At 70.0% G+C, this 13,245-nt stretch carries 14 protein-coding genes; 7 read left to right on the top strand and 7 right to left on the bottom strand.

From position 1 onward, the window contains the following. Position 1: 1 nt before the first annotated feature. From ACZ6BB_RS34660 to ACZ6BB_RS34650, 3 genes are all read right to left on the bottom strand, one after another. Positions 2 to 1,651: a PE-PGRS family protein gene (locus ACZ6BB_RS34660; protein WP_471619086.1), complete on the bottom strand. Its 1,650-nt coding sequence runs from the start codon at positions 1,649 to 1,651 to the stop codon at positions 2 to 4. A 162-nt stretch (positions 1,652 to 1,813) separates the two neighbouring features. After that, entirely contained in the window at positions 1,814 to 2,038 is a 225-nt protein-coding gene (locus tag ACZ6BB_RS34655) for a hypothetical protein (protein WP_471619085.1), read from the bottom strand. A gap of 196 nt (positions 2,039 to 2,234) precedes the next feature. Further along, positions 2,235 to 3,047 (bottom strand): class I SAM-dependent methyltransferase, encoded by an 813-nt coding sequence (locus tag ACZ6BB_RS34650; RefSeq protein WP_471619084.1) that lies wholly within the window; start codon positions 3,045 to 3,047, stop codon positions 2,235 to 2,237. Positions 3,048 to 3,248: 201 nt separating this feature from the next. On the opposite strand from ACZ6BB_RS34650, the gene ACZ6BB_RS34645 reads away from it, so the two are divergent. From ACZ6BB_RS34645 to infA, 5 genes are all read left to right on the top strand, one after another. Continuing rightward, positions 3,249 to 5,399: a xanthine dehydrogenase family protein molybdopterin-binding subunit gene (locus ACZ6BB_RS34645; protein WP_471619083.1), complete on the top strand. Its 2,151-nt coding sequence runs from the start codon at positions 3,249 to 3,251 to the stop codon at positions 5,397 to 5,399. Positions 5,400 to 5,421: 22 nt separating this feature from the next. Continuing rightward, the gene (locus ACZ6BB_RS34640; protein ID WP_471619082.1) at positions 5,422 to 5,877 is read left to right on the top strand and encodes a (2Fe-2S)-binding protein; all 456 of its coding nucleotides are present in this window, start codon (positions 5,422 to 5,424) and stop codon (positions 5,875 to 5,877) included. Between the two features lie 423 nt (positions 5,878 to 6,300). Further along, on the top strand, positions 6,301 to 7,134 hold the full coding sequence (locus ACZ6BB_RS34635; RefSeq protein ID WP_471619081.1) for a PIG-L family deacetylase: 834 nt from the start codon (positions 6,301 to 6,303) through the stop codon (positions 7,132 to 7,134). A 615-nt stretch (positions 7,135 to 7,749) separates the two neighbouring features. After that, positions 7,750 to 8,541 carry a GNAT family N-acetyltransferase gene (locus ACZ6BB_RS34630; protein WP_471619080.1) on the top strand — a complete coding sequence of 264 codons (792 nt, stop codon included), beginning with the start codon at positions 7,750 to 7,752 and terminating at the stop codon, positions 8,539 to 8,541. After that, entirely contained in the window at positions 8,538 to 8,762 is a 225-nt protein-coding gene (gene infA, locus ACZ6BB_RS34625) for a translation initiation factor IF-1 (RefSeq protein ID WP_013006194.1), read from the top strand. Before ACZ6BB_RS34630 ends, infA begins: the two co-directional genes overlap by 4 nt. A gap of 430 nt (positions 8,763 to 9,192) precedes the next feature. On the opposite strand, the gene ACZ6BB_RS34620 is transcribed toward infA, so the two are convergent. Next, positions 9,193 to 9,714: an endonuclease/exonuclease/phosphatase family protein gene (locus ACZ6BB_RS34620; RefSeq protein WP_471619079.1), complete on the bottom strand. Its 522-nt coding sequence runs from the start codon at positions 9,712 to 9,714 to the stop codon at positions 9,193 to 9,195. Positions 9,715 to 9,723: 9 nt separating this feature from the next. Here ACZ6BB_RS34620 and ACZ6BB_RS34615 point away from each other — a divergent pair, with 9 nt between their 5' ends. After that, on the top strand, positions 9,724 to 10,038 hold the full coding sequence (locus ACZ6BB_RS34615; protein WP_471619078.1) for a hypothetical protein: 315 nt from the start codon (positions 9,724 to 9,726) through the stop codon (positions 10,036 to 10,038). Here ACZ6BB_RS34615 and ACZ6BB_RS34610 read toward each other — a convergent pair. From ACZ6BB_RS34610 to ACZ6BB_RS34600, 3 genes are all read right to left on the bottom strand, one after another. Next, positions 9,999 to 10,190, bottom strand: a complete 192-nt coding sequence (locus tag ACZ6BB_RS34610) for a hypothetical protein (RefSeq protein ID WP_471619077.1) — start codon at positions 10,188 to 10,190, stop codon at positions 9,999 to 10,001. The genes ACZ6BB_RS34615 and ACZ6BB_RS34610 overlap by 40 nt on opposite strands. 113 nt (positions 10,191 to 10,303) lie before the next feature. After that, positions 10,304 to 10,663: a hypothetical protein gene (locus tag ACZ6BB_RS34605; RefSeq protein WP_471619076.1), complete on the bottom strand. Its 360-nt coding sequence runs from the start codon at positions 10,661 to 10,663 to the stop codon at positions 10,304 to 10,306. 17 nt (positions 10,664 to 10,680) lie between these two features. Then, a complete protein-coding gene (locus ACZ6BB_RS34600) occupies positions 10,681 to 12,210 on the bottom strand; it encodes a S8 family serine peptidase (protein WP_471619075.1) in 1,530 nt (509 codons plus the stop codon). 550 nt (positions 12,211 to 12,760) lie between these two features. On the opposite strand from ACZ6BB_RS34600, the gene ACZ6BB_RS34595 reads away from it, so the two are divergent. Beyond that, positions 12,761 to 13,222 carry a hypothetical protein gene (locus ACZ6BB_RS34595; RefSeq protein ID WP_471619074.1) on the top strand — a complete coding sequence of 154 codons (462 nt, stop codon included), beginning with the start codon at positions 12,761 to 12,763 and terminating at the stop codon, positions 13,220 to 13,222. Positions 13,223 to 13,245 lie beyond the last annotated feature (23 nt).

Below are 13,245 nucleotides of genomic sequence, written 5' to 3'. Positions count from 1 at the left end.
ATCAGGGTTTCGGCTTGGTCCGTGGGCCCACCAGGCCCTCGTACAAGGCACGGCGTGCCGGGGAGCCGTCCTCGGTCTCCGCCAGCGCCGCGTCCCACTGTTTCTTGATCTCGTCCAGGAAGGTGCGCCAGTCGCCGCTGGGATGGGCCGCCCCCATCTCCGCCAGTTCGACCAGACGTTCGTTCTTTCCCAGGCCGCCCGAGCCGACCTTGTCGCCCTTGTGACCGTGCAGGACCGACTCCGGGTTCGCGGTGGCCTCGGTGGAGCGGAAGTCGTGCTCGTAGCCCACCGGGCTGGTGGCATGCGGCGCGAGCGTCTCGATCCCGATCTGCAGTGATCCGTCCTTCCGTGCGGTCGGCCGGTGGTGGACCAGCAGCATGTGGCCGTGCGTCCCGTCCGGCAGTACGACGTCGCCGTTCCAGTCCTTGGAGCCGAGGCCGCCGCCGGAGACGTTCTGTCCCCACAGGTCCGGACGGTCGGCACCGACGGAGACCATGTTGGTGACCGACGCCAAGGGGCCGCCCTTCTCCTTGAACGCGCCGGGCTTCCCTTCCTTGTTGGCCTTGATCGAGGTGCGGTGCGTGGCGAAGCCGCGGTCGATGACGTCCCCCGCGCGGGTGTTCGTCCGGTCGTCCTGGGTCACGCCCAGGAACTCCGGCAGGGAGTAGGCCGGCTCGTCCGCGGAACTCAGGGCGGGGATGCGGATGTTGACCCGTCCGCCGTGGGCGAGGGCGCGGATGACGTCCTTGTCGTAGTCGGCGACGTGCGCCTCGGCCTTCGGGTCGTACAGCTTCAGCCCGTTCTGCAGGATGAGCAGCACCTTGGTGAGCATCTCGCGCGCCCGTGCGTCCTTCGCCGCGAAGTCCGACCCCGTGCTCGTGCCCTTGCCCTTGCCCTTGCCCTTGGCCGTCGTGGGGCCCGCCTCGGGGACGCCGTCCGGGTGCAGGCGCTCGGGCGCGATGCCGGCCGGGTGCAGGGTGTCGACGGCGGTCTCCCGGATCTGCCGGTCACGCTCCCGCTCCAGGCCCTGCTTCTCCTGCGGTGAGGTGCCCGGGGCCTGAGTGATCATGAACCGGCCGAGTGTGTAGTCCGGGGAGATGGGCGTGCCCCGGCCCGTGGCGCGCACGTCCGGGTGGTTGGCGCGAACGGCCAGGGTGGCGGTGAGCACGCGCTTGCCCGCGGGAAGCGTCAGCCAGGTGTCGAACCGGCCCTGGGCGTACTTCTCGGCCTGCTCGTAGGTGCCGATTCCCACCGCTTCGAGCCACTGGGCATTGACCTGGGAGAGGTGCCTGATGTCCTGCAGTTCCTGGTCGTTGAACGTCTCGCCGCGCATCACGCGCCGGTCGAGGGTCTTCCTGAGCCGGGCCGGCCCGGCGACCATCCACTGCTCGGGCCACCAGGTACCGGGCGCGAAGACGTTCTTCTTCATCGTGCTCTGGACCGTGTGCTGTTCGATCGACTGGCTCAGGCGGGCGATGACCTCCGCCCCCTTGGCCTGCTGCCCGGCCTGCTCGGCCCCCTCGACCTGTCCGGCGGAGGGTTCGTCGGTCGCGGTGCTCTGCACCACGCGCTGGACGGACGTCGAACCGGCACGCGGGTGGGTCCCGTCCTTCGCCACACGCTGCAGATGCTGTACCCATGCACCGCTCATGGTCGTCGTCTGCGTCTGCGTCTGCGTCCGGCGTGTCGTGCCCGATGCCCGTTCGCCGCCCTTGAGATGCTCCCGGCCCTCGGAGTGCACAGGTCGTCCTCCCTGACAACTAGGCTGCCCTGGCACCCGTTGTAGACCGACCGCGCACTGCGCCGGAAGGACCTAAGAGGCAGGATCCGGTGCCCCCACGGCGTCCTGCCCGGCGGCCTCACCCTGGCCGAGCAGCCGCACGACGGCCGCGTTTCCGGCCGCGTCCTGGAGGTGGGCCAGGCGGGCGACCACGGAGACCTCCGGAGCGGACTGAGCGATCCTCCTCTCCACTCCGGACGGCCCCTCGTGGCGCGCCCCGGTCGTGGCCGTCGGCTCCCGCGACGCCTCGCTCTCCACCGCACCCCACCGTTCCGCGACCGCCCCTGCGCCACCCGACCGGCCCGGCCGCCGACCGGACCACCTCGCCCACTCCTTGTAACCGACGCCCCGCCCCGGAGGAAGGACCGAAACGGGCAGGACCCGGTGCCCCCAAGTCCCCTCCTGCCCACACGCGAACGGAACGCCTCCACCAGGGTGCGGGTCCGTCCTGTGTTCAGGCCGCTGCGCGGAAGACGTACGCCGTCATCGGGGCGGTGACCGGATCCGGGCCCAGACGGGCCGTCATCTCCTCGATCACGGTTGCCCGGACAGCCGCGGAGTCGCCGCGCTCCGCAACGGCCGCGCGCACCGGTGTCCCGGTGAGGTACCCGGTGGCGAGGTCGGCGACCGACATCGCCCGGCCCTGAAGCGTCACCTCCCGCTCCTCCTCGACGGCGAACCCCGCGGCCACCAGATCGGCGACCACGACGCCAGGGTCGGCATAGCCGTGCGGAACCGTCGGGAAGAACTGCGGCGGGTCGGCCGGAAAGGCCCGCTCCAACCCTGCCTGCAGCGCGACTTCGAAGGCGTGGGTGGCGAGCGGGCCCCATGTGTTGAACAGGAACCGGCCACCCGGGGCCAGCACACGCCGGACCTCCGTGTAGGCCGCGACCCGGTCGGGAAAGAACATCACGCCGAACTGGCAGACGACCAGGTCGAAGCCGTCGTCCGGGAAAGGCAAGCGCTGCGCGTCGGCCTGCCGCCATGCGGCGCCCGGAGCGCGCGCGGAACCGAGAGCGACCATGGCCTCGTTCAGGTCGGTGGCCGTCACTTCGGCCGACGGTGCCGCCGCGAGCAGGTGCGAGGTCAACACGCCTGTTCCGGCGGCGAGTTCGAGAATGCGCCGTGGGTTTCGCCGGGGGTGGAGTGCCACCGCCCTCCCGGTCAGGTCCTCGGCGAACGGCCGGAAGACCACCGGCACCAGGTACCGCTCATAGGCCACCGGCATGGACTCGGACCACCGGTGATCGGCATTGATTCCTGTCATTCCCGTGACGGTAGCCCCGCCCCCGGAGACCTCCGCCCCGCCGCGCCCGGGGGCACGTCCTGCTCGTCCGCGGGAGGAACGCCCCCCTTGTCCGGCTCGCCACAGCACTCTTTTCGCCAGTTCTGCTCCCGCAGGCAACCCCGAAGGGCCCTGGCACATCAGACCAGTCGAAGCACGGGGATACTCGGAGAGGGGCGTTCGTTGGCGCGTCAGTTGTCCCGCCGGAAGTTCGTCGTCTACTCCCTCGCGGCGTCCACCTTGACCGTGGCCGCGCCGCTGGGCTGTGACGCGGCGCCGGCGGAAGGCGCCGAGCCCTCCGCCGACGCCACGCGCCGACCGTCCGACGTCCTGGTGACCGGCACCGACGAGGAGATGCTGGTTCTCCAGGTCACCGAGGCCAACAAGGTCGTCGTCCGACTGCCGCGCGTCGAGGTCGGCCAGGGTGTCACCACCGCGGTGGCCATGATGATCGCCGAAGAGCTCGATGCCCGGCTCGCCGACGTCGAGATCCCGCTCGCCGACGCCCGTGCGCGGGGCAACCAGTTCACCGGCGGTTCCAGTTCGGTGAGTTCGCTGTACGGCCCGGCCCGCGAACTGGCCGCCCTGGCGCGTGCCAAGCTGGTGACCGCGGCGGCCAGGCGCTGGAAAGTGCCCGCGCGGACCCTGAGGACCCGCAACACGGAGGTCGTCGCGCCGGACGGACGTACGGCCACCTTCGGCTCGCTCACCGCGAGTGCCGCCGGGATCAGCCGGCCGGCCGTGTCGGCCACACCCAAGCCGGCCTCCCGGCACCGGGTGATCGGAAAGGCGACGACCCGGATCGACGCCCGGGACATCGTCACCGGCAAGGCCGATTACACCGGGGACCTGAACGTCGCTGGGGCGAAGCCGACCGTGGTGGCCCGGCCGCCGACGCTCGGCGGGAAGGCCCTGTCGGTCGACTCCCGGGCCGCGCGGGCCATGTCCGGCGTCCACGCGGTCGTCGAGATCGCGGGCGGGGTCGCCGTGGTGGCGGAGTCGTTCCATCACGCCTTCAAGGCGAGGGACGCCCTGCGGATCACCTGGGCCCCGGGCCCGCTCGTGCCGCTCTCCGACGCCGCGATCCGCTCACGGTTGCGGGCCGCCGTCCCCCGGCTCGGCACCCCGCCGCGCGGCTCGACGCAGACGGAGGCCGAGTTCGAGTTCGCCTTCGTCGGCCACGCCCCGATGGAGGTGCTGACCGCGGTGGCGGACGTCCGCGCGACCCGTGCCGAGATCTGGTTCTCCTCCCAGACGCCGATGGACGCACGGGACACCATCGCCTCGGCGGTCGGACTGTCCCCGTCGAAGGTGAAGGTTCACGTCGTACGGGGCGGCGGCTCCTTCGGGCGGAGACTGAACCATGACGCCGCGATCGAGGCCGCGCTCATCTCCAAGGCGGCACGCCTGCCGGTCAAACTGATGTGGAGCCGAGCCGACGACATCCGCCACGGCAGGATGCGCCCGGCCAGCCACCACCGGATCCGGGCCAGCCACGCACGGGGCAGGGTGGTGGCGTTCGCCCACACGATGGCCTCCGTGAGCGAGGCGTACGAGGAGCAGGGGCTTTCCGGCCAGGGAAGTACCCAGGGGCCTGTCCAGGGCCGGGTGACGCAGGCTGTCGCCCGCGCCGCCGGTCCGCTGCCCAGTGACAGCGGCCTGTACAACTTCGGTCGTGTCACCGGGGATTCGGGTTCGGTCGATCTGGCGATCCCGCTCGGCGCCTGGCGGTCGGTGGATTCCGGGACGATGCGGACGGCGGAGGAGATCGTCGTCGACGAGGTCGCGAGGAGCCTGGGCAAGGACCCGGTCGCCTTCCGGCGCGCCACGCTCAGGAGCAAGGCCGTCAAGGCCGTACTCGACAAGGTCGCCGACGCCGGCGGATGGGGCCGGTCCCTGCCTGCCGGCCGGGCGCAGGGGGTCGCGGTCCACGAGGAGTACGGCTCGTGCGTGGCGTGCCTGGTCGAGATCGACGCCACCGACCCGAAGAACCCGCGGGTGACCAGGGCGGTGATGGCGGCCGACGTCGGAACGGCCGTCAACCCCCGGGGACTCGAAGCCCAGCTCATGGGCACCGCGATCGACGGCATCTCCACCGTCCTGCACGCCGGCCTGCACATCGACCGGGGCGCCGTCCGCGAGAGCAGCTACGCCGACTTCCAGTACGCCCGCCAGCGGCACGCCCCGCTGCGCTTCGAGGCGCACATCATGCCCTCCCGACGGGAGCCGGGCGGGGCGGGTGAACTCGGTGTTCCCGCGGCGGCGGGTGCCGTGGCCAACGCCTACGCCCGGGCGACCGGCACCAGGCCCCGCCGCTTCCCGCTCAGCTTCTGAGCCGATCTCCGAGAAGGTACCGATGCCCTCCTACTCCTTCGTCCTCAACGGGAAGCCGGTCACGGTCGACGCGCCGGCCGACATGCCGCTGCTCTGGGTCCTGCGGGACCTGCTGAACGTCACCGGCCCCAAGTACGGATGCGGCGTCGGCGTCTGCCGCGCCTGCACGAGCCACCTCGACGGTGGGGAGATCCAGCCCTGTGTCGTTCCGGTCGCCGACTGCGCGGACCGTGAGGTCACCACGATCGAGGGGCTGGCCGACGGCGACAAGCTGCACCCGGTGCAGCAGGCGTGGCTCGACCGCGACGTAGCGCAGTGCGGCTTCTGCCAGCCGGGGCAGATCATGGCCGCGGTGGCCCTGCTGAAGAAGACGCCCCACCCGACCGACGCCGACATCGACCACATCGAGAACGTCTGCCGCTGCGGGACGTACTCCCGGATCCGCGAAGCGATCAAGAAGGCCGCGGCGAGCGGCTGACTGTCCCCCGGGAGGCGCCGAGGTGGCTCCCGGGGGACAGCCAGCCGGGAGGCGCCGAGATGGCTCCGGCACATGCCCGTCCGTGGCCTGAGCGCTTTGCCGGCCTCTCGGCGTGACTCGGCCCTCGCCGAGGCACCAGGAGGTGGCCGAGACGCTGTACCAGCGGCCTTCCCTCCGGCCCAGCGCTTCGGCGGACGGAGCAGGGTGCCGTGCCGGGCCGGCCCCGGCCGGGGACCCACTGGGGGACCGGGCCGTGGGCCGGGGCCATGGCCCGGGCCTGCCGAGGCTGGGCGCGAAGCCGCCTGAAACAAGCGGCCGTGCCGGGAACAGTCGGTACGGCCGTCACGGTTAGATCGACGGAGAGCCGAGGCACGTCCGCCGCGCGCTCGGACCGACACGTATGTCCGCTGGAGGACTCTTTTCATGGCTGACCGGCCCTTGACGCTGATGGCAGTGCACGCCCACCCCGACGACGAGGCCACCGGAACCGGAGGGGTCCTCGCGCGGTACGCGGCAGAGGGCGTCCGGACGGTTCTCGTGACGTGTACCGACGGCGGATGCGGTGACGGGCCGGGCGGCGTCAAGCCCGGCGATCCCGGGCACGATCCTTCGGCCGTCGCCTCGATGCGCCGCCAGGAACTCGAAGCGAGCTGTGAGGTCCTGAAGATCAGTGATCTGGAGACGCTGGACTACGCCGACTCCGGGATGATGGGCTGGCCGAGCAATGAGGCCCCCGGGTCCTTCTGGCAGACCCCCGTGCGGGAAGGCGCGGCCCGGCTCGCGGAACTCATGCGGCAGTACCGCCCTGATGTGGTCGTCACCTACGACGAGAACGGCTTCTACGGCCACCCCGACCACATCCAGGCCCATCGCATCACGATGGCGGCACTGGAGATGACGGAGCTGACACCGAAGGTGTACTGGACCACGATGCCCCACTCCATGATGCAGCGGTTCGGCGAGATCATGCGCGAGTTCCATCCGGAGATGCCGGAGCCGGACCCCGCCGAGGCCGCCGCGACGGCCAAGATCGGCCTCCCCGACGACGAGGTCAGCACATGGGTGGACACCACCGCGTTCAGCGGCCAGAAGTTCGACTCGCTGGCCGCGCACGCCAGTCAGGGCGAGAACATCTTCTTCCTCAAGATGGGCAAGGAGCGGTTCGGCGAGTTCATGGGCATGGAGACCTTCGTACGCGTCCAGGACCCCACCGGCGCGGCTCTGCCCGAGAACGACCTCTTCGCCGGACTGCGCTGATCCGCCCGGCCGGCAGGCCGGCCTGCCGAGTAAGTGGGTCACACACCGGAGACCCTGCACGCGAGGCTCGCTCCGGCAGATGCGAAGGTGCGCAACGGTCCAGCCCGCAAGCTCGGCGGTCCGCTCCGACTCGGGGCAGACCGCCGACGCGCCCGGCCAGGCAACAGCCGCGGTCGCGGACCTGTACGCGCGGGCGGGGTGGACCGTCGTCGTCCAGGACGTCGTTCTCGGCGAGTACCTGGACGCCTTCCTCGATGCTGTGACAACCAGGCCCCTGTCCCGCCCACGAGAATCCCGCGTCCCAAAAGGTCCTGGTCGCAGCCGGTTCGTCGTGGCCGGTCCGGCCGAACCGGCTCACCTGGGCGGAAGGTCAGGGACCTGGGACCGACGCGATCTGCCGCGCCGCCCGGAGATCACGCACGTTTCCGCAAAAGGCTTTGAGCACGATCGCGTCCAGCTGCTACTTTCTCGGTGGACCGTGAAGTCGTCGTAGGAGGTGAGTCCCCGTGAACACAGTTACCCGTGGGTGCTCCCTCGATCCGTCACGGTCCGGCGGCTGACGTTCGGTGTCGCCAGGAGCGCCTGAGATCGAGGCACTCCTGGAGGGAGACTCCGATGAACACACAGCCTTTCCCATCCGGCCTGAGCGAGAACGCGGTGATGATCACGCGTGTCGCGGACAGGCAATGGCATGCGCTGGACGACGACCTGGTGGTCGGGCGCGGGCATGCGCAGCACCGAGCCGACGGGCGTCTGTTCGTCAGCATCGACGCCTGGCACGACGCCGCCTTCCACCGGCTCGCCCAAGCGATGCTGGCGCGACTGCCGGGGCCCCTGCACACGGTGGTCGACGAAGCAGACGTCGAACTGACGGCTCGCTGGCGGCGGGCCGGTTTCACGGTCCGGCGCCGTGAGTGGGAGTACGCCGTGCCGACCAACCCGCGGATCACAGGGCTGCAGGCGGTCCGGCCGCCTTCCGGCGTGACGATCGTGCCTGCCGGACAGGCGGACGAGAGCCTGTTGCGAGAGGTGGACCGTGCCGTCCGTGACGAAGTCGAGGCGGGTGCCGGCTGGCAGTCGATGCCCGCGGAGGTGATTCCGTTCCCGGAGGGCGACAGCATCCTCGACCCGTCGAAGTACGCGGTGGCCGCGGCGCCGGACCGCTACCTGGGGCTGATCCGGGTGGTGATCCCGATCCGGCCGCGCATCGGACTGCTCGCGGTCCGGGCCGGCGAGCAGCGCCGCGGTATCGCGCGGGCGCTGCTCGCCCACGCGCTGGAGACACTCCACGGCTCCGGGTTCGCCGAGGCCTGGACCGAGGTCCAGGAGTCCAACCGGGCGGCCAGGGCGCTGTTCGAGGGCATCGGTGCCCGGCCGATGAGCAGCAACCTGGAGCTGGTGCGATGACGAGGAACAGGAACGTCATCGAGGTCGAGGGCAAGGTCGTCGAGTGCCTGCGCAGCGCCATGTTCACGGTGGAGCTGGAGAACGGCCACCAGGTGCTGGCGCACATCAGCGGGAAGATCCGCAAGAACTACATCAAGATCATGCTGGAGGACCGGGTCCTGGTGGAGCTGCCGCCCTATGACCTGGCGCGCGGCCGGATCGTGTTCCGGTACCGGAACTAGGGCCGCAGGCGCCTTCCGCTGCAGCTGATCCTGAGCCCCGGGTCGCGGTGATTCCGCGCCCCGGGGCGTCGGCGGGCGTGATCATTCAGGCTAGGTCCGAAGCCGCCGGCGTCTGCCGGAGCTTCGACACCATCCGGACCAACGTCCGGACCAACATCCGGGACCACCGCACAGGCGGCGCCCAGATGGGAGAGGAGAACGTCGACCTGCGGCGGGACTGGGGATCCATCTCCAACTGGACCTACCGAGTGCTCCGGAACGCGGGCATACCGGCCCTGTCCATCGGCGCCGGCGCGTTCCTGCGGATGTTCGCCACACTCCAGCAGTTGATCGCCTACGTGTGCCACATGGAGCCGGCCAGCGGATCACGACCCCGCCGACCCGGCGCCGTTGACGCCGGGTCGGCGCTCGTCGCGGCCGCCTCGTGGCGTCAGTCGAAGTCGAAGGTGGCCACGACGGGGGCGTGGTCGGACTCGGGGTACTTGACGTCGGTGGCGAAGGCGATGGAGTCGTCGTGGAGGATCTCGTTGTGGATCTCCGAGCCGCGGTAGTGGGCGAGAAGGTTGCGGGTGACGAGCATGTGGTCGATCATCTGGCCCCGGCCGTGGTGGAAGAGGGTGTAGCGGGCCTCGTTGGGGATCGTGTGCTCGATGGGGACCAGGACCCGGGTGGCGAGGTCGCCGTTGTTGGTGTCCTCGACGTTGCCGCAGATGGCCAGGACCGGTACTTCCTCGGGCTCCGCGTTGAAGTCACCGGCGACGATGACACGTGCGTCCGGGTCGTCGTCGAGGATCTGGTCGATGAGCCGCCTGACTTCAAGAGCCTGGCTCATGCGCTTCATGGACGACAGGAAACTCCCCTCGGCCCAGCCGTCGGCGCTGTTCCAGATGTCCATGTGGGTGCCGGTGAGTTGCCCTGGGATGTCGCTGGGCAGCTTGGACTTGAGATGCACGTTGATGATGTGCAGCAGACGGCCGGGTGCCCCGTGGTCGACGTCGATCTGCGCGTGCAGGATCGGGCGCTCGATGCCGATCGCGACCGGGCCGGCGTCAGGGGGCTTCGCGGTGAGCCGTTGGTAGCGCGGCTCGCTGACCAGGTCGTTCTTCAGCTGCTGGTGCTTGATGACCGGCAGGTGAGTGGCGATGACCAGGTTACGCAGGTCGAAGACCGCGTCGTTCGCGGGCTTGGTGCTGGTCAGGGACGCGCCGTCGAGGTTGGTTCCGGTCAGCAGCTCCTTCAGTGCGAGCAGGTCAGCGGCTGGCCGGGACGTTCCTGACCGTGCACTTCCTGGAAACAGGCGATGTCCGCCCGCAGCCGCGTGATCTGCGGCTTCATCAGCGCGATCCGGTCGGCCAGCGACGGGGGCCTGTCCGGGGCCGGCTCGTCGAAGTTCTCCAGGTTGAACGTAGCTATCCGTATCTGTGCCACAGGTGCCTCCCGTTGTCGTGCCGTGATCGAGACACACGGCGCTGCGCATCACCCACCGGTCGAGAGGAGCGGAGTGGGGACCAGTGGTGTCGAGTGCGGGCGTTTCTGCGTTCTCATGGGTGGGCCGGGCCGAAGTCCGGGGGCGCCGCGAAGGTGATCCGGCTGATGCTCCGGGCCACGTCCCCGGGCAGGGCTTCGGCATCGAGGGCCTCCGGTCGAGGGGCTCCCTCGGGGAGACCGAAGGTGTCGTGGAACAGGGAACGCGGGCCGGTGAGCGCGAAGGAGATGCCTACCGCGTCACCGACCTCGAAGCCCCGTGCCGTGAACCAGCGGCTGACTGTTCGGACGACATCCGGGGAGGGGACGAGCCGGTGGACGCGGTCGGCGGTCAGTCCGTCCATGATCGGCTCCTCCCCCGCCGGACGCAGGATGACCAGCGCGGACAGGAGGTCCTGCTGTCGGCCCTCGGACACGGCGGAGGCCGCTGCCCCTACTGCTGGCGGGCGGCGGTGACGGCCGCCCGTGCGTCGACGAGACCCGTTCCGGTCGCCAGGTCGGGGCCCGGGACAGCGAAGTGCCCCATACCCTCCCGGAGGAAGCAGCGGCCTGCGGCCACGTCACGGGCCGTGCTGCGCAGGATGTCCCGGACCTGGGCCGGGTTCAGCTGGGGGGCCGCTTCCTTCACCAGAGCGCAGACACCGGCGATCTGGGGAGCCGCTGCGGAGGTCCCGCTGATGGCTGCCCAGCCGTCGTCGGCCAGGGTCTCGTCGCCGTCGGGATGGCTGTTCCCGGCGAGGTCGCGGTCGATGTCGTCGTTCGGCTGGACCGGAAGCATGATGTAGGCCGCCCTGGGCCGCATGCCGACGAGCCCGCACAGGTCGGGCGAATTACGGCCGAGGAAGATCTCACTGGCGAAGCCGCTGGAGTAGTCCGACGCGCGCAGGGTTCCGTCGGGCGACATGAAGACCCCACCCGCGGAGATGACGTCGGGGTGCTGGCCGGGAAAGCCGAAATGACCGTTGCCCGCGGAGAAGACCACGACGATGCCGCCGGCGACGGCCACGGCGACCGAGGCGGCCATCGCCTGGTCCGCCGCGCTGAACTCATTGGGATGCCGCCTGCTCGACCCCCAACTGTTGCTGATCACGTGGGGGTTCAGCGCGACGGCTCTGTTGAAGGCCCCGATGGTGTTGAAGAAGCTCATCTTGACCATCGTGAAGTCGACGTCCGGCGCGACGGCGAAGATGTTGGCGGATTCGGCGGTGCCGTGCCCGCTCTCGTCGTCGGCCGGCGCGGTGGCGCCCGGCCCCAACTCCACGGGCCTGACCCGGTAGCCGCGCGCCGAGAAGAACGGGTGCGCGAAGTGGCCCGAGTCGGTCATGACCACCTTGACGTTCTTGCCGGTGACGCCGTCACGATGGGCCTTGTCGGCGTTGCAGCCCAGCGAGACGTCGCCCGGGACGTCCAGGTGCCAGTAGTCCGTGGTCGGGGCCAGAGCGGTCGCGAAGAAGAACCGGGGCTCCTCCAGGGCGACCCCCTCCAGGACGTTGGCGAAGTCGGTGTCCGCCGTGTCGATGAAACCCGGCATGTCGGTCTGGGGGCATTCCACGAACGTGGCGAGGTCTTCCCTCTGGTGCTCCTTGAGCACCGGTCGCTCCTCGGGCTGCAGCGTGCAGTGGAAGGCACGCTCGTAGAGGTCGGGAGGCCCGGATATGTTCAGGGTCGCCTCCGGCGCGAGTTCGCCCGGGCCGCCTCGGGGGCGTCCGGTCTCGCGGAACACCGTGAATCCGGCCTCACGCAGTTGCTGCGCGGCCTGCTCCACGATGCGGACCTCCGACTGGACCGACTGCGCCGTACGCGCGGTGACGGCCCCGGCTTCGAAGAGCGAGGTCCCACCGATCGAGCGGGGTGAGGCCTGGGCATAGACGATGCTGGGCAGGCCGTTGTCCAGCTTCGGCATCTTCGGCTTGCTGAGGAATTTCGGGTGTCCGTTCGGGTACGACGCGTTCACAGCTGTCACCTCGTTCCACCTGGGGATATGTGCCGCACAGCGGCCGGCGGCGAGTGTGTACCGTGCTCAGCGGCCCTCGATCGGGGCCGCGCGTCGTACGTCCCTCGCCGCGGATCCGGTTGCCCCCACAACGCACTAATGTCGCACAAAAGCAGGTAATTCACCTTTTAAGATCTTCTGGGAGGCGGACGGCACCCCCCTACCCGACAATGCGAGCCGACAACGCCCGGTTCGTGGTGTGGGGTGAAGCGGTGTGCGGACGCGGTGTGTCGTAAGGCTGAGGCGTGGCGGGGGGCTCACCCTGGCTGCCGTGCCGGCGTCGAGACGGGCGAGGGGCTCTTCGCGTCTCTGTGCGTCCACGAGCTTGCGCCAGGCGGGAAGCGCCCGGCTTGCGATGCGCTCCTGTCGCCGTCGCCGCCGCTCCCTGTCCCTCCCGTTCAGGCCCGACAGTCGTGTCACGCGTTCAGGGGTTGTCTGTTCCGATTCGGTGCCCGAAGGTGAAGAACCGTCGACCGTCTTATCTGGAGCGCGAGTTGACGGCAGAGGGAGGGAACTTCACATGGCATTACGCAAGTTGACAGCGACGCTCTTCGCGGCAGCGGCGATCGTCGCCTCGACGTTCGGGCTCAACGGTACGGCCGCCGCCGACGGCAGCGGTGTCAAGGGGGCCAACGGCATCCTGACGTCCGAGGAGGCCCGTCAGCCGTCACTGACGGCGGCCCAGATGAAGAACGCCGTCATTCCCGATGGCGCCGGGGCAAGCACCCTCGCTGCTCCGCTGAACTGCGCCTACTACTACGTGTGCGGAAAGGGCGGGAACGGCAACAGATTCGACTACACCGTGTGCAGCACGACGTACACTCTGCCCAACCTCGTGGGCTGGGGCTCCCTCCACAACAACCAGACTCCGGGCACCAGGGCGCACTTCTACGACGCGAACGGTGCCTGGATGTTCTCCATCGACGCTCCCGCCAAGAACGACGTCTTCTGGACCCCGGTCTGGTACGTCATCGCCTGCTGAGCAGACGGACGGCCCGGCCCGAA

This window comes from Streptomyces sp. NPDC041108 (assembly GCF_055592645.1).
The sequence above is the reverse complement of the archived record's forward strand: the minus strand, read 5'-3'. Positions and strand labels throughout refer to the sequence as shown.

Bases quoted from the DNA above. Each gene is read 5' to 3' on its own strand.
- ACZ6BB_RS34660 (WP_471619086.1), bottom strand. From the start codon at position 1,651: ATGAGCGGTGCATGGGTACAGCATCTGCAGCGTGTGGCGAAGGACGGG.
- ACZ6BB_RS34650 (WP_471619084.1), bottom strand. From the start codon at position 3,047: ATGACAGGAATCAATGCCGATCACCGGTGGTCCGAGTCCATGCCGGTG.
- ACZ6BB_RS34640 (WP_471619082.1), top strand. From the start codon at position 5,422: ATGCCCTCCTACTCCTTCGTCCTCAACGGGAAGCCGGTCACGGTCGAC.
- ACZ6BB_RS34635 (WP_471619081.1), top strand. From the start codon at position 6,301: ATGGCTGACCGGCCCTTGACGCTGATGGCAGTGCACGCCCACCCCGAC.
- ACZ6BB_RS34630 (WP_471619080.1), top strand. From the start codon at position 7,750: ATGAACACACAGCCTTTCCCATCCGGCCTGAGCGAGAACGCGGTGATG.
- infA (WP_013006194.1), top strand. From the start codon at position 8,538: ATGACGAGGAACAGGAACGTCATCGAGGTCGAGGGCAAGGTCGTCGAG.
- ACZ6BB_RS34595 (WP_471619074.1), top strand. From the start codon at position 12,761: ATGGCATTACGCAAGTTGACAGCGACGCTCTTCGCGGCAGCGGCGATC.